We start from the raw sequence: 16148 nt of genomic DNA, 5'->3' as shown, positions 1-16148 counted from the left end.
AACGCCGGGCCCCTCGCGCCGCCCCCAACACCAAGCCGCCAGCGGCCCGCCCCGAAACAAGGCTCGCAGCCAATTGCCGCAAGCCCGAACCCATGACGCGGCCTAGAGTGGCCGGGTCATGCCCGTCATCGAATCCCGGCTGCAGCCGGACAGCGAAGCCTTCCAGTCCCACAGCACAGCGATGCACACGCTGCTCGACCAATTGCGCGCGCACGAGCAGCGCGCGGTCGCGGCTTCGCAGGCCTCGGCGGCACGCTTTGCCAAACGCAACCAGTTACTGCCGCGCGAACGCGTGGCATTGCTGCTCGATCCCGGCTCGCCTTTTCTGCCGATCGCCTCGCTTGCCGGCCTGGGCCACGACCAGCCCGACCTGACGCGGAGCGTGCCCGGCGCGGGCGTGATCGCGGGTATCGGCTTCGTCTCGGGCATCCGCTGCATGGTGAGCGCGTCGGACTCCGGCATCGACGCAGGCGCACTGCAGCCGATGGGGCTCGACAAGCAGTTGCGCGTGCAGGAACTCGCGCTCGAAAACAAGCTGCCGTATGTGCAGCTGGTCGAAAGCGCAGGCGCCAATCTCATGGCCTACCGCGTGCAGGACTTCGTGCGCGGCGGCAACATCTTTCGCAACCTGGCACGTCTCTCGGCCGCGGGCCTGCCGGTGATCACGGTCACGCACGGTTCGTCGACCGCGGGTGGCGCCTACCAGACGGGTTTGTCGGACTACATCGTGATGGTGCGCGACCGCACGCGCGCCTTCCTGGCCGGGCCACCGCTGCTCAAGGCCGCGACCGGCGAGGTGGCGAGCGAAGAAGCGCTCGGCGGCGCCGTGATGCACACCTCGGTGTCGGGCCTGGGCGATTACCTGGCCGAGGACGACCGCGACGCGATCCGCATCGCGCGCGAGATCCTGGCGAACATCGACTGGCCCGCATCGCGTTCCGTGCGCGACTTCAAGGCGCCGCGCCATGCCGCCGAAGAGCTGATGGGCGTGATGCCTGCCGACTGGAAGCGCCCGGTCGACATGCGCGAGGTGATCGCGCGGCTGGTGGACGACTCGGACTTCCTGGCCTTCAGCCCCGACTACGGCCCGGCCACCGTGTGCGGCCATGCACGGCTCGAAGGCTGGCCAGTCGGCATCGTCACCAACAACGGCCCGATCGACGCGGCCGGCGCGACCAAGGCCACGCACTTCATCCAGGCCTGCTGCCAGAGCCGCACGCCGCTGCTCTACCTGCACAACATCACGGGCTACATGGTCGGCGTTGCGCACGAAGAGGGCGGCATCATCAAGCACGGCGCCAAGATGATCCAGGCCGTGACCAACGCGAGCGTGCCGCAGGTCACCCTGCACTGCGGCGCGTCGTTCGGTGCCGGCAACTACGGCATGTGCGGCCGCGGCTTCGCGCCGCGCTTCTGCTTTTCGTGGCCCAACGCCGTCACCGCGGTGATGGGTGGCGAGCAGGCGGCCAAGACGATGGCGATCGTGGCCGAGGCCGCGATGGCGCGCCAGGGCGCCGTCGACCAGGGCAAGCTCGACGCGATCCAGCAGAAGATCGTCGAGCGCTTCGAAGGCCAGATGAGCGTGTTCACCACCAGCGCGCTGCTGCTCGACGACGGCGTGATCGACCCGCGCGACACGCGCGCCGTGCTGGCGGACGTGTTCACGATCTGCCGCGAGGCCGATGCGCGCACGCCGCAGGCAATGCAGTTCGGAGTCGCGCGACCATGAAAAGCACTCCCCCAGTCTTCGCGCACTTCGTGTCGCTTCGCCAACCCCCTCGCCGGGGGCAACACCAGCGGCCCGGCAAAGCCGGCTCCGCGGTGTTCCCGGCATGCTTCGCGGCTCGCAGCACGGCAGCCCTATGAGCAGCGCCACTCCTTTCCGCAAGCTGCTCGTCGCCAACCGCGGCGAGATCGCGATGCGCGTGATCCGCAGCGCCCGCGCCATTGGCCTGCGCACCGTCGCCGTGTATTCCAGCGCCGATGCCGATGCCGAGCACGTGCGCGCCGCCGACGAGGCGGTGCCGATCGGCGCGGCGCTGCCGGCACAGAGCTACCTGAACATCCCGGCGATCATCGCGGCGGCACAACGCAGCGGTGCCGATGCGGTGCATCCGGGCTACGGCTTCCTGGCCGAGAACCCGGCGTTCGCGACCGCTTGCCGCGCGGCCGGCCTGGTGTTCGTCGGCCCCTCGCCCGACGCGATGCGCGCGATGGCCCACAAAGCCGGCGCCAAGCAGTTGATGCACGCGGCCGGCGTGCCCGTGGTGCCCGGCTACGCGGGTGCAGACCAGAGCGACGCGCGGCTCGCCGCGGAGGCCGATCGCGTCGGCTACCCCTTGATGATCAAGGCCACGGCCGGCGGTGGCGGCCGCGGCATGCGGCTGGTGGATGCGCCCGCGCAGTTCGCCGGGTTGCTGCGCAGCGCGCGCTCCGAAGCGATGAGCGCATTCGGCGACGACGAGGTGCTGCTGGAGCGCGCCATCGTCGAGCCGCGCCACATCGAGATCCAGGTGCTGGCCGACCGGCACGGCCACGCGATCCACCTCGGCGAGCGCGACTGCTCGGTGCAGCGCCGGCACCAGAAGATCATCGAGGAAGCGCCCTCGCCCGCCGTCTCGCCCGCGCTGCGCGAACGCATGGGGCGCGACGCGGTGGCGGCAACGCTGGCGGTCGGCTACGAAGGCGCAGGCACGCTGGAATTTCTGCTCGATGGCGCGGGCCACTACTGGTTCATGGAAATGAACACGCGGCTGCAGGTCGAACACCCGGTGACCGAAGCCGTGACCGGGCTCGACCTGGTCGAGCTGCAGTTGCGCATTGCGGCCGGCGAACCCTTGCCGTTGACGCAGGCGCAGGTGCGCATCGAGGGCCATGCGATCGAAGTGCGTCTCTGCGCGGAAGACCCGACGCAGGATTTCATGCCGCAGAGCGGCACGCTGGCGCTGTGGCGTCCCTCGCCCGCGCTGCGCGTGGAGCATGGTTTGCGCAGCGGCGCCAGGGTGCCGCCCTTCTACGACTCGATGATCGCCAAGCTGGTTGGCGCCGGCCGCACGCGCGAAGAGGCGCGGCGCCGCCTGCTCGCGGGTCTGGCCGACACGGTCGCGCTGGGGTTGCCGACCAACCAGCGGTTTCTGCAGCGCTGCCTGGCGCATCCGGTGTTCGCGAGCGGCGCGGCGACGACGGCCTTCATCGGGACGGAGGGCGAGGCATTGCGCGCGCTGAATCCCGCGGCACACATGCGATCGGCGCTGCTGGCCGCCTGGCTGCTGCAGCTCGGCGCGCACTCGCCGCTGGCGAGCCGCCTGCCGACATCGCAGCGCTTTGCGCTCGACGGCCAGTTGCACGGCGCGCAGGTGACGGCACTGGGCAACGCGCGCTGGCGTGTGCACTGCGACGACGCCCCCCCCGCGCAGATCGAGCTGGTCGCAGGCGACGGCAACACGGTGCGCTATGTGTGCGACGGCCTGCAGGGCCGCGCCGTGTTCGTGCGCGAGGGCCAGCGCCTGCTGCTGCACACCGATGAGGGTGCCCACGAAGCGGTCGACCTGAGCCTCGCGCCCGTGGCACGCGCCGGTGCCGCCGCCAGCGACGGCAGCCTGCGCGCCGCGATGACCGGCCGCGTCGTCGCGCTGCTCGTGGCCGAAGGCGACACCGTCGCGGCCGGGCAACCCCTCGTGACGCTGGAGGCGATGAAGATGGAACATGTGCATGCCGCGCCGCGGGCCGGGCACGTCGCGGCGCTGCATGTGGCAGCCGGTGCGCAGGTCGCCGCGCGCCAATTGCTGGCTGAAATCGGTGAAGGTGTCAAAACATGATGGAACGCTATCGCTCGGTGTTCGCGCCCGGCCTTTTCGCGGGCCAAGTGGCCGTGGTCACGGGTGGCGGCTCCGGCATCGGCCGCTGCATCGCGCACGAACTCGCATCGCTCGGCGCACAGGTGGTGCTGGTCGGGCGCAACCGCGAAAAGCTCGAGCGCACGGCCGGCGAAATCCGCGACGACGGCGGCCAGGCCGGCTTCGAGGTGTGCGACATCCGCGACGAGGCGGCCGTGCGTGCCGCCATTGCCTCGGTCGTCGCGGCGCATGGCCGCATCGACGCACTGGTCAACAACGCGGGCGGCCAGTACATCACGCCCTTGGCCGCGATCACGGCCAAAGGCTGGGAGGCGGTGATCCACACCAACCTGACCGGCGGGTTCCTGGTGGCGCGCGAGTGCTTCGTGCAGGCGATGCAGTCAAGCGGCGGCGCCATCGTCAACATCGTGGCCGACATGTGGGGCTCGATGCCCGGCATGGGGCACAGCGGTGCCGCACGCGCCGGCATGGTGAGCTTCACCGAAACCGCAGCGCTCGAATGGGCGGCCAGCGGCGTGCGCGTGAACGCGGTGGCACCGGGCTACATCGCATCGAGCGGCATGGACCACTACCCGCCTGAAGCCGGCGACATGTTGCGCGCCATGCGTCGCACCGTGCCGGCCGGGCGCTTCGGCAACGAGGCCGAAACCTCGGCCGCAGTGGTCTTTCTGCTGAGCCCGGGCGCCAGCTTCATCAGCGGCAGCGTGTTGCGCGTGGACGGCGCGCGGCCACAGGCGCGGATGGGCTGGCCCATGGCCCTGCCCGACGCCGCCGCGCAGCAGCGCGCCGCCGTGCGCCCCTGCGACAGCTTCCACCGCGCGGCCACGCCGCGTGTTTTTGCCGAGCGCGAAGACGAACCAAACGATTGACGGAAACGGCCATGCAATACACCCACGAACACCTCGAGATCCAGAAGACGATGCGCCGCTTCATCGACGAGGAGATCAATCCGCACGTCGACGAATGGGAAGCGGCCGAGGCCTTTCCCGCACACCAGGTGTTCAAGCGCATGGGCGCGCTCGGCCTGCTGGGCCTGAACAAACCCGAGGCGTACGGCGGCGCCGGGCTCGACTACTCGTATGCGATGGCGCTGGCCGAGGCGGTCGGCCATGTGAACTGCGGCGGGGTGCCCATGGCCATCGGCGTTCAGACCGACATGTGCACCCCGGCGCTGGCGCGCTTCGGCAGCGACGAACTCCGGCGCGAGTTCCTGGCGCCTGCGATCGCGGGCGAGACGGTCGGCTGCATCGGCGTGAGCGAGCCCGGCGCCGGCAGCGACGTGGCCGGTCTCAAGAGCCATGCGCGCAAGGATGGCGACGACTACCTGATCAGCGGCCAGAAGATGTGGATCACCAACAGCCTGCAGGCCGACTGGATGTGCATGCTGGTCAACACCAGCGATGGGCCCGTGCACCGCAACAAGTCGCTGGTGATGGTGCCGATGGATTCACCCGGCATCGAGAAGGCGCAGAAGATCCGCAAGATCGGCATGCATTCGAGCGACACCGGCCTCATCTACTTCGACAACGTGCGCGTGCCGCAGCGCTATCGCATCGGCGAGGAAGGCCAGGGCTTTGTCTACCAGATGCAGCAGTTCCAGGAAGAGCGCCTCTGGTGCGCTGCGAGTTCGCTCGAGCCGATGGACGCCTGCATTGCCGACACCATCGAATGGGCGCAGCAGCGCAAGCTCTTCGGCGGCACGCTGGCCGACCAGCAATGGGTGCAGTTCAAGCTGGCCGAACTGAAGACCGAAGTGGAAGCACTGCGCGCCCTCACCTACCGCGCCTGCGAACTGCATGTGCAGGGCACCGACGTGACCGAACTGGCCTCGATGGCCAAGCTCAAGTGCGGCCGCCTCACACGCGTCGTGGCCGACACCTGCCTGCAGTTCTGGGGCGGCATGGGCTTCACCTGGGAAAACCGCGTGTCGCGCCTGTACCGCGACGGCCGGCTGGGCTCGATCGGCGGCGGCGCCGACGAGGTGATGCTGGGCATCCTGGCCAAGACCATGGGCATTGCGAAGCGGCCACCGCGGCCATGAACGACGCGCTGCAGGCCGACCGCGCGGCGCTGGCCGACACGGTGCGGCGTTTTGCCGCAGCCGAGATCGCGCCGCATGTGACGGCGTGGGACGAGGCCGGCGAGTTTCCGCGCGCGCTGTACGCGCGTGCCGCTGCGCTCGGTCTGCTCGGCCTCGGCTACCCCGAGTCGCTCGGCGGCACGCCGGCGACCCATGCGCTGAAGGTGGCGATGACGGTCGCCATCGCGCGCCACGGCGCCAGCGGCGGCGTGCTGGCCAGCCTGTTCTCGCACAACATCGGCTTGCCGCCGGTGCTGCTGCACGCGAGCGAAGCGGTGCGCCACGAGGTGATTCCGCCCGTGCTGAGCGGCGAGAAGATCGCGGCACTGGCGATCACCGAGCCGGGCGGCGGCTCCGACGTGGCGGCGCTGCGCACGACGGCACGGCGTGTTGCGGATGCAGGGGGCGACCACTACGTCGTCAACGGCGAGAAGACCTTCATGACCTCCGGCATGCGCGCCGACTGGCTCAGCGTGGCAGTGCGCACCGGCGAATCTCGCGGCGCAGCCGGTATCTCGATGCTGCTGGTGCCGGGCGATGCAGCGGGCCTTTCGCGCACACGCCTCGCCAAGATGGGCTGGCTCTGCTCCGACACCGCCACGCTGCATTTCGACAACGTGCGCGTGCCCGCGCGCTACCTGCTCGGCGACGAGGGCGCGGGTTTCCGCATGATCATGGGCAACTTCAACGGCGAGCGGCTGGCGCTCGCGGCCGGCGCACTCGGCTTCGCGCAGGCCTGCCTCGACGAGGCGCTGGCCTGGGCGCGTGCGCGCAAGACCTTCGGCACATCGCTGATCGACCACCAGGCGATCCGCCACAAGCTGGCCGACATGCAGATGCGCATCGCATCGACCGAGGCGTGGGTCGACGCCGTTGCAGCGCAGGGCGACGCGCTCGAAGCGCAGGGCATCGCGAACGCGCCCGAATGGGTGGCCGCGATCTGCCTGCTGAAGAACCACGCCACGCAAACCATGCAGTTCTGCGCCGACGCAGCGGTGCAGATCCTCGGCGGCATGGGCTTCATGCGCGGCACGGTGAGCGAGCGCATCTACCGCGAGGTCAAGGTGATGATGATCGGCGGCGGCGCCGAGGAGATCATGAAGGAACTGGCAGCGAAGCAGCTGGGCTGGTAGCCTGCCGGCTGTTGACTCAGCCAAGGACAGACACCGCATGAAGACGATCAAGGGCCCGGCCATCTTTCTGGCCCAGTTCACGGGTGACACCGCACCGTTCAACTCGCTCGACGCCATCGCCGGCTGGGCCGCCGGCCTCGGCTACAAGGGCGTGCAGATCCCGAGCTGGGATGCCCGCATCTTCGACCTGAAGAAGGCCGCGGAAAGCAAGACCTACTGCGACGAGGTGCAGGGCACGCTGGCCGTGCACGGGCTCTCGATCACCGAACTCTCCACGCACCTGCAAGGCCAGCTGGTGGCGGTGCATCCGGCCTATGACGCGGGCTTCGACGGCTTTGCCGCGGCCGAAGTGCGCAACGATCCGGTCAAACGCCAGCAATGGGCGGTCGAACAATTGCACCTGGCCGCGAAGGCTTCGACCAACCTGGGCCTGACGGCTCATGCCACCTTCTCGGGCGCACTGGCCTGGCCCTATCTTTATTCCTGGCCACCGCGCCCGCCGGGCCTGATCGAAGAGGCCTTCGACGAGCTCGCGCGCCGCTGGCGGCCGATCCTCGACGCCTTCGACGCGGCCGGCGTCGACGTCTGCTACGAGATCCACCCGGGCGAAGACCTGCACGACGGCGTCACCTACGAGATGTTCCTGGAGCGTGTCGGCGGCCACCCGCGCGCCTGCCTGCTCTACGACCCGAGCCACTTCGTGCTGCAGCAGCTCGACTACCTGGCCTACATAGACCACTACCACGAGCGCATCAAGATCTTTCATGTGAAGGATGCCGAGTTCAACCCGACCGGCAAGCAGGGCGTGTACGGCGGCTTCCAGACCTGGCTCAACCGCGCCGGGCGCTTCCGCTCGCTCGGTGATGGGCAGGTCGATTTCGGCGCGATCTTCTCGAAGATGGCCGCCTATGACTTTCCGGGCTGGGCCGTGCTGGAGTGGGAGTGCTGCATCAAGCACCCGGAAGACGGTGCGCGCGAAGGCGCCCGGTTCATTGCCGATCACATCATCCGCGTGGCCGACCGTGCGTTCGACGACTTCGCGGGCGGTGGCGCCGACACGGCCGCCAACCGCAAGATGCTGGGGATCGCACCATGATGGCCAACCTCACGCCGTTCCTGCTGCACTGGGCCATCACCGCGGTGTCGCTCTGGATCGCGAGCCTGCTGTTTCGCGGGCTCTCGTTTTCGAGCACCTGGTCGCTCGTGATCTCGGCGCTGTTGCTGGGCCTGGCGAACGCGGTGGTGAAGCCGCTGCTGATCGTGCTGACGCTGCCGCTCACGCTGGTGACCTTCGGGCTCTTCCTGCTGGTGATCAACGCGCTGATGATCCTGCTGGTGGCGGCGCTGGTGCGCGGCTTCAAGGTGTCGGGCTTCTGGACGGCGCTGTTCGCGAGCCTGTTCATCTCGATCCTGAGCATCGTGATCGGCGGCTTCTTCGTCGGCGGCCCGCCCGAAACCGAGATCCGCATGCCGAGCAGCGGGCAGTGGTTATAGCGCTGCATTTCTGCTATTGAATTGATAGCGCCAAGGCGGCGCTACGCGTTAGAGCTCACCGACGGCATCGGCTTCGTCGTGATTGCGATGGGCGTGTTCGGCTACGGCGAAATCATCGGCAACCTCTCGCAGCCGGGCGAAGTGCCGTTCGGCAAGGGCAACATCCGCGGTGTCGCCTCGCCGGAATCGGCCAACAACGCCGGTGCGCAGACCTCGTTCATCCCGCTGCTGACGCTCGGCATTCCGCCCAACGCCGTGATGGCGCTGATGGTGGGTGCCATGACGATCCACAACATCCAGCCCGGCCCGCAGGATGGTCGCGGCCTTCGGATTCATCGGCTACCTTTTCCTCAAGCTCAAGACCGAGCCGGCGCCGCTGCTGCTGGGCTTCATCCTCGGACCGATGATGGAAGAGAACCTGCGCCGCGCGCTGCTGCTGTCGCGCGGCACCTGGAGCGTGTTCGTCACGCGGCCGCTCTCGGCCGGCCTGCTGGTGGCCGCGGCGCTGCTGCTGGGCATCGTGCTGCTGCCGTCGATCAAGGCGAAGCGGGAAGAGGCATTCGTCGAAGAATAGGCTCGCTCCCAGGCTGCGCGCACTTCGTGTCGCTTCGCCTACCCCCTGCCGGGGGCGACACCAGCGGCCCGGCAAAGCCGGTTCCGCGGTGTCTCACGAACAGGAAAGCCGCCTTTGGGCGGCTTTCCTCTGGCGGGGTGGGGCGGTGTAGACTGCTTGGTTTTTCGCTCTGGGCGGTATGGTGCAAGTGTCACGGCGTACTGGGGTCACCGGTTCGACGCTCGTTCGCTTGCTCGCTCGACTGGCCGACACCGACGCGCCCGAATCCAAACAAGCGTTCGCTGATCGACTGAGCCAATGGCTTGGCTGGACGGACGCGATCTCGCTGTCCGCGGCGTTGAGCGGCAGCCCGGCGACGGCGCGATCCGGCGCGGCGGCTGACGCCAGTGCCGAACGAGCCCAGTGCGCGCGCGTGCGCAGCGCGGCGGCGAGCGCCATCGCCGAAGACATGCGCGGCGCCGCCATGGACACGGACACAACCACCGGCTTCTCGCCCTGGCGCCAGCGCTACCTGGCGCGGCAACAGGCGATGGCGACGAGCATCGGCGCGCTGCGGGGCCGTCTGCGGGAGACGCTGGCGGCCCGATCGCCGGCGATGGCCCGGCTGGCGGCGGTGGATGCCGTCATGGAGCAGGTGCTGGGCGCGCACGAACACCGCCTGCTGGCCACCGTGCCCGCCTTGCTCGAAAAGCATTTCAAGCGCCTGCGCCCGGCCGACCCGGCGCAGGACGCGCCAGACAACAGTGAAGTCCAACCCCAAGCGTGGCTGGACGTGTTCGGCCAGGACATGCAAAGCGTGTTGCTCGCCGAACTGGACATCCGATTGCAACCGGTCGAAGGGCTGCTCGAAGCCCTTGCGACCCGCTAACCAGACTGCCATGACCCGATCTCTTCACTACACCGCCTTCTTCATCGGCCTGGCCGCCATCGGCTGGGTCGGCGCCGGCTACATCGGCTCCAACCCTTTGGCGCTGATGATCACGCTGCTGGTCGGCGCGTTCTACCTGATGGGCGCGCTGGAGCTGCACCGCTTTCACGATGCGACCGCCACCCTGGCGCGCGCCGTAGCAGACATGCCCGCGCCGCCGGCGAACCTGGGCCAGTGGCTCGACCAGTTGCATCCGTCCCTCCACAACGCGGTGCGCCTGCGCATCGAAGGCGAGCGCGTCGGTCTGCCCGGCCCGGCCCTGACGCCCTACCTGACCGGTCTGCTGGTGCTGCTGGGCATGCTTGGCACCTTCGTGGGCATGGTGGTCACACTGAACGGCACCGGCACGGCGCTGGAGAGCGCATCGGATCTGCTGGCCATCCGCTCGTCCCTGGCCGCCCCGGTCAAGGGCCTGGGGCTGGCGTTCGGCACCTCGCTCGCGGGCGTTGCGGCATCGGCGATGCTGGGCCTCATCTCCGCCTTGTGCCGGCGCGACCGGCTGCAGGCTGCGCAGCTGCTCGACACGCGGATTGCGACCACCTTGCGCGTCTTCTCCCTGGCCCATCAGCGCGAGGAGTCCTTCAAGCTGCTGCAGCGGCAGGGCGAGGCGATGCCCGCGCTGGTCGATCGGCTGCAGGCCATGATGGTGGCGATGGAACGGCAGAGCCAGGTGTTGAACGAGCGCCTGATCGCCAACCAGGACAGCTTCCACGGCAAGGCCGAGGCTGCGTATGCCGGCCTGGCTTCTTCCGTCGGCCGATCGCTGAAGGACAGCCTGACGGAAAGCGCCCGCGCTGCCGGCGCGACGATCCAGCCGGTCGTCGAGGCCACGATGGCCGGAATCGCGCGAGAGACGGCTTCGTTGCACAAGACCGTCGAGAACAGTGTGCAGCGGCAACTCGACGGACTGTCAACGCGCCTGGAGGCCACCACCGCCACCGTGGCGGACATCTGGCAGACCGCGCTCGCCGGGCACCAGCGCGCGAGCGAGGCGTTGTCCACGGACTTGCGCGCTTCGCTCGACCAGCACGCAGTGTCGTTGCTGGGCACGGTGGGCCAGGCGCATTCGGATCTGCAGGCCGAGATGGCCTCGCGGGATCAGCAGCGGCTGGCGGCCTGGAGCCAGGCGCTCGAGGCGATGGCCGTGTCGCTCCAGCAGGAATGGCAACAGGCGCGTGTGCGCAGCGAGAGCCAGCAGCAGGCGATCTGCAAGACACTGGTACAGACCGCCCACGACATCACCGCCCAAACCGAAGCGCACGCGCGCAGCACCATCGCCGAGATCGCCCAGCTCATGCAGGCGGCATCGGAAGCGCCGCGCGCCGCGGCCGAGGTGATTGCCGAACTGCGCCAGAAGCTGTCCGACAGCATGGTGCGCGACAACTCGATGCTGGAGGAGCGCAGCCGCATCCTCGGCACGTTGGAGACCCTGCTCAATGCAGTGAACCACGCATCGACCGAGCAGCGTACGGCAATCGACGCGCTGGTCGGCGCATCGGCGGACCTGCTGGACCGGGTCGGCACGCGCTTCACCGACAGGGTCGATGCCGAAGCCGGCAAGATGGCCGAGGTCGCCGCACAGCTCACCGGCAGCGCCGTCGAGGTGGCGAGCCTGGGCGAGGCGTTCGGCCTGGCCGTGCAGCTGTTCAGTCAATCGAACGACAAGCTTGGCGCCCAGCTGCAGCGCATCGAGGGCGCGCTCGGCAAGTCCATGGTGCGCAGTGACGAACAACTCGCCTACTACGTGGCGCAAGCCAGGGAAGTCGTCGACCTGAGCATGCTGTCGCAAAAGCAGATCGTCGAAGATCTGCAGCGGCTCGCCAGCCAGCAGGCACTCGCGGGCAGCGAAGCGTGATGACCGAGATGACGGAGCACGGCGATGGCGGCATGGAGTCGTCGGTGCCAGTCTGGGCCGTGTTCGGCGACCTGATGTCGGGGCTGCTGGGCGCCTTCGTGCTGATCCTGGTGTGCGTGCTGGGCATGCAGCTGGAGCTCGCGACCCGGCTGGAAGCCGAGGTCAAGCAGCGGCAGGTGGAGGCGCAGCGCCTCCGGACGCTCGAGCAGGCCCTCGCCGGGCCGCTGGCGGCCGGCCGGGTGACGCTGAACAACGGACGCATCGGCATCAGCGGCAGCGTGCTGTTTGCCCTCAACTCCGCGGAACTGCAGCCCGAAGGCCGGCAACTGCTGAAGAGCCTGGCCGCACCGCTGGACGCTTACCTCCAGGCCCGTGACGAGATCCTGATGGTGAGCGGCTTCACCGACGATCGACAGGTGCGCGGCGGCAACCGCCAGTTCGCCGACAACTGGGAGCTGTCGGCCCAGCGGGCCTTGACGGTGACGCGGGCGTTGATCGAGGAGGGACTTCCCTCGGCCTCGGTCTTTGCCGCGGCCTTCGGTGCGGAGCAGGCGGTGGCCTCGAATGCCGATGCCGACGGACGCTCCAGGAACCGGCGCGTGGAAATGGCGCCGACACCGAAGCGATCCGACGCAACCCTGAAGAAGCCCCGTGAGTAGCACCGACGCCGGGGCCATGCTCGACGCCTGGCGCGAGCGTGGCGACCATCACTACGATCCCGTCCGCTTCCGTTTCATCGAAGCGCTCGCGACGCGGGCGGCGGCGCAGCGCGGCGATGCGAGACGCATCCTCGACGAGAAGCTGGCCCGGCTGCTGGCGGCGTACGGCGAGGATCTCGACCAAAGAGTCTCGTGTGCGGACGCCGCAGCGCGCCCACCCCCGCCACCCGATCGCGGGCCGCTCGCGGAGCTGGTCGACCACATTGGCCGGCATGCATCGACCCACGACGTCGAAACGCTGAGCTACTTCAGAAGCACCTGGTCAAGGCTCAGCGCCGAGCGGCGGCTGACACAGTCGCTGGCGAAGCTGCCGGAGAATGCCGGCCCGCTCAACTCGCACCAGCTCGTGCACCGGTCGCTCACGCTGATGCGTGAGCTGTCGCCGGAGTACCTGCACCGGTTCATGGCGTACGTCGACACCCTGCTATGGATCGATCAGGCGAATGCCGGCAGCACTCCGGCGGGTGCGGACGTGCCGCGCGGCGAGAGCCACCGGAAGACGGCGCGCGCCAGATCTACCACCGCACCTTGAGGCCGACGGCGCCCTGCACCGAAGACTTCACGCGGGCATCGCCGCCGCTGCTGAACAGGCGCCCCACTTCGCCGTAGATGCTTGCGGCGGGCGTCACGGCCAGCGTGAAGCCGCCGGCCAGTTCGGCCGAGGTGTAGCCGCTGGCGCTGGCGATGCGCGTGGTGGCTGCCGGGCCGATGAACTCGGCAACGTCGGCGCCGCGGCCCGTGCGGTACAGGTTCGCGCGCGCGTAGGGCTGAAGCAGGCCGGCGCCGGTCGCGATGTCGCCCTTGATGCGCACGCCCAGGCGGCCGATCCAGCCGCCGTCGGCGTCCTGCCGCACGTTCGCGCCGCTGATCTGCACGTCGTCGAAGCGCGTGCGCTGGTGGATCAGCTGTGCCTGCGGCTCGATGCGCCAGCCCTCGGCCAGCGCGAAGGACTGGCCGACCTCGATCGACGCCGTCACGCTGCGGGCCTTGCCCGAGGCGCCCGGATTGCCGTCGGGGCGCACGCCGTAGCGATGGCTGCCGGCCTGAACCACGGCATCGGCATACAGGCCGCTCGCGTCCATCCAGGTCGCATACCCTCCAAGGTAGCGCGATTGCAGTTCGTTGTGGCCGACCTTTGCGGTGATGCCGCGCGCGTTGCCGCTCACGTCCGCGCTGCCGTCCAGGGTGCCGACGTAGACGCCTGCGCGCCAGTTGCCGTTGGCCAGCAGGTCGGTGCCGGCCTGCAGGCCGCTGACGTGGCCGCGGCTTTGCGCAAGTGCAACGCCGGCCTGGCGGATGTCGAGGTCGCTGTAGACAGCACGGGCCCAGGCGCGGCGCATCGCGCCGGTGTCGCCGGGTGCAGCCGCTGCCTCGTCGCCGATGCGGCGGTTCAGGTTGCCCAACATGCCGAGGTCGGCCTGGCGAAGTTGCGCCGGCAGCGCCGCAAAGAGCGGGACTTCGGCGCGGTAGGTCGGCACGCTCACCGGCGGCAAGGTCGGCGAGGCGGGCGTGTCCGCAGTCGGGGTGGGCGCGGTCGGGGTGGCCGGCACGACGGTCGTCGCCGAACGCAGGTACCAGTTCTCGCCGGCGCCCTGCGCATCGGCCGCATACAGGCGGTACTCGTAGGCGCCCGCATCGACATGGCTGCCGCTCAGTGCGAAGCCGTCCTTGGTGGTCTGGGCGGTGGTGGTGGCGCCGCTGCCCGCGCTCACCACCTCGATGCCGTTGCCGGTGGTGAGGCCCCCCAGGCCGCCGACGTTGTTGATCTGCAGGAGCGTGTTGCCGCTGACCGCACCGCCGTTGATGACGATCCGGTCGGTCTGCGAGCCGGAATCGCCCAGCGAAGTATTGAGCCGCACCGTGCCGCCCCGCCCGACCCAGTTGCCGTTGACGGTCAAGGTCTTCGGCACAAGTGCCGCAGCGGGTGGCTGGAAGTCGATGCGGCCGGCAAGGGTCAGGCCGCTCAGGGATGAATCGCCGGTCATCGTCCAGCGGCTGGTGCCGTCGATGTTCAGGGTGACCGGATCGATAGCGCCCGTCAGGCTCGAGGCGTTCAGCAGACTCAGGCTGACGGCACTGCTGGCGTCCGTCACGATATTGCCGGTCAGTGTGCTTCGATTGGCAGTCAGCGCAAACGTGCTGCCGTTGGTGACATTCAACAGCCTGCTGCCGGAGGCGGCCGTGGCCGTGCTGTTGTTCAGCACGAGTGCAGAGCTGCCGGTTGCCGCATTGACCTGAATCAGATCGCCCGAGGTGTTGCTGATGGCAAAGCCGTCAAAGCGGGCACTCTGGTCTGCGCCCGCCAGAAAACCCACCGCAACGCCCGCTGCGTTGACCGTGCCACCACCCGTGGCCACGAGGGTGGCGTTGCTTCCGGCCAGCAGCGCGCCATAGCTCGTCGCGTCGGTGGTGTTGATCTGAAGCGCACCGGTCGCCGTGATGGCGCCGCCCAGGTCGGCCAGCACGCCGGCAGCGTAGGACTCCAGATTGCCGCTCGGGAAGTCTGCCTGCGTGGCGCCGCTCACATTGATGAGCGTGCTGCCCGCCAGGTTCACCTGGGAACCGGCGTCCCGCGAAGAGATGCCTTGGCCATTGACGCCGGTGACGTTGATCGACGTGGCCGAAGACGCGTTCGCATCCACGATACCGCCGGTGACTGCGCGGATCCCGGATCCGTTGATGCTGCTGATGTTGAGCGTGGCCGGCCCGCTGTAGATGATGCGGCCCGCGCTGGTGACTTTCAACGCGGACGCCTGCACGCCGCTGGTGGTGAGATTCAACGCGCCATTCAATGTGATCGTGGCCGAAGTGGCCGCCGCAATGGCATCCGATCTGTTGTCCGCCGCGGTGTTGATGGTCACGGCGCCATTGGCGATCAGGGCCGAACCGGTGAGTGCGCGGATCCCTGGGGCAAATGCAGCGCCGCTGCCCATGGTGATGTTGACGGTGCCGTTCAGCGTGACGAGGGTGCCGCTGTCTTCCGTCAGCACGCCGTGGTTGCCCGACCCGTTGGACAGCGTGATCGACAGCGGCCCATTGACGGTGATGGCGCCGCCCGTGCCCGCACGAAGCCCCCCGTTTCCGGTGGTCGCGCCAGCCCTGCTGATGGTGGCGCCACCTTGCAGGTTGACTTGCGAGCCCGCACCCGCAGCGGACGCGCCGAACACGCTGTTTTGGGCCAAAGGCGTCGTCAGGGCGGCAGCGGCGTTGACCACGCCCCCGGTCAGCGAAGACACGGCACCCCGGCCCGATACCACGCCGACGCCGGTGTAGCTGCCCATGGCGGCGCAGATCGATGCCGCATTGGCCTGGAGTCGGACGCCTGCGACGCTGGAGCAGGCTGCCAGGGCGGCGTTCGGAAGAAGGCCGGTCGCCAGCGTCAGGATTGCGATGGGAACGATTGGGCGGGCGTGCGGCTTTTTTGCGGGCTGTGCGGGGAAACGGTAATTCATCGGAGACGTTAGGAGCCAGGCTGGGTTTTTGCCCTGCCCTGGGCGTGCGACTCGCC

Annotated in this window: 12 protein-coding genes and 1 pseudogene; 12 read left to right on the top strand and 1 reads right to left on the bottom strand. The window is 68.9% G+C overall.

The window, feature by feature from the left end:
• The first annotated feature begins 118 nt into the window (after window positions 1–118).
• From ACSFA8_RS01050 to ACSFA8_RS00995, 12 genes and pseudogenes are all read left to right on the top strand, one after another.
• Complete coding sequence (locus ACSFA8_RS01050) at window positions 119–1729, top strand: acyl-CoA carboxylase subunit beta (RefSeq protein WP_435477671.1); 1611 nt, start codon at window positions 119–121, stop codon at window positions 1727–1729.
• A 133-nt stretch (window positions 1730–1862) separates the two neighbouring features.
• The gene (locus tag ACSFA8_RS01045; protein WP_435477670.1) at window positions 1863–3818 is read left to right on the top strand and encodes an acetyl/propionyl/methylcrotonyl-CoA carboxylase subunit alpha; all 1956 of its coding nucleotides are present in this window, start codon (window positions 1863–1865) and stop codon (window positions 3816–3818) included.
• On the top strand, window positions 3815–4726 hold the full coding sequence (locus tag ACSFA8_RS01040) for an SDR family oxidoreductase (RefSeq protein WP_435477669.1): 912 nt from the start codon (window positions 3815–3817) through the stop codon (window positions 4724–4726). The genes ACSFA8_RS01045 and ACSFA8_RS01040 overlap by 4 nt, the downstream gene beginning before the upstream one ends.
• Before the next feature lie 11 nt (window positions 4727–4737).
• A complete protein-coding gene (locus ACSFA8_RS01035) occupies window positions 4738–5898 on the top strand; it encodes an acyl-CoA dehydrogenase family protein (RefSeq protein WP_435477668.1) in 1161 nt (386 codons plus the stop codon).
• Complete coding sequence (locus tag ACSFA8_RS01030; RefSeq protein ID WP_435477667.1) at window positions 5895–7070, top strand: acyl-CoA dehydrogenase family protein; 1176 nt, start codon at window positions 5895–5897, stop codon at window positions 7068–7070. Before ACSFA8_RS01035 ends, ACSFA8_RS01030 begins: the two co-directional genes overlap by 4 nt.
• Before the next feature lie 37 nt (window positions 7071–7107).
• Window positions 7108–8166: a sugar phosphate isomerase/epimerase family protein gene (locus ACSFA8_RS01025; protein WP_435477666.1), complete on the top strand. Its 1059-nt coding sequence runs from the start codon at window positions 7108–7110 to the stop codon at window positions 8164–8166.
• The gene (locus ACSFA8_RS01020; protein ID WP_435477665.1) at window positions 8163–8564 is read left to right on the top strand and encodes a phage holin family protein; all 402 of its coding nucleotides are present in this window, start codon (window positions 8163–8165) and stop codon (window positions 8562–8564) included. Before ACSFA8_RS01025 ends, ACSFA8_RS01020 begins: the two co-directional genes overlap by 4 nt.
• A 51-nt stretch (window positions 8565–8615) precedes the next feature.
• Window positions 8616–9138: pseudogene (locus tag ACSFA8_RS01015) on the top strand (tripartite tricarboxylate transporter permease); the annotation flags it as partial.
• 178 nt (window positions 9139–9316) lie between these two features.
• Window positions 9317–10006: a DUF3348 domain-containing protein gene (locus ACSFA8_RS01010; RefSeq protein WP_435477664.1), complete on the top strand. Its 690-nt coding sequence runs from the start codon at window positions 9317–9319 to the stop codon at window positions 10004–10006.
• A 10-nt stretch (window positions 10007–10016) separates the two neighbouring features.
• Window positions 10017–11921, top strand: coding sequence for a DUF802 domain-containing protein (locus ACSFA8_RS01005; protein WP_435477663.1), 1905 nt, complete (start codon window positions 10017–10019; stop codon window positions 11919–11921).
• A gap of 8 nt (window positions 11922–11929) precedes the next feature.
• The gene (locus ACSFA8_RS01000) at window positions 11930–12580 is read left to right on the top strand and encodes an OmpA family protein (protein ID WP_435478430.1); all 651 of its coding nucleotides are present in this window, start codon (window positions 11930–11932) and stop codon (window positions 12578–12580) included.
• 16 nt (window positions 12581–12596) lie between these two features.
• On the top strand, window positions 12597–13172 hold the full coding sequence (locus tag ACSFA8_RS00995) for a DUF2894 domain-containing protein (protein ID WP_435478429.1): 576 nt from the start codon (window positions 12597–12599) through the stop codon (window positions 13170–13172).
• Here ACSFA8_RS00995 and ACSFA8_RS00990 read toward each other — a convergent pair.
• Window positions 13156–16092, bottom strand: coding sequence for an autotransporter family protein (locus ACSFA8_RS00990; RefSeq protein WP_435477662.1), 2937 nt, complete (start codon window positions 16090–16092; stop codon window positions 13156–13158). The genes ACSFA8_RS00995 and ACSFA8_RS00990 overlap by 17 nt on opposite strands.
• Window positions 16093–16148 lie beyond the last annotated feature (56 nt).

Origin of the sequence: Variovorax nitratireducens (genome assembly GCF_051216545.1) — a bacterium.
Lineage (GTDB): Bacteria > Pseudomonadota > Gammaproteobacteria > Burkholderiales > Burkholderiaceae_C > Variovorax.
This window is presented reverse-complemented; position numbering and strand designations above follow the sequence as displayed.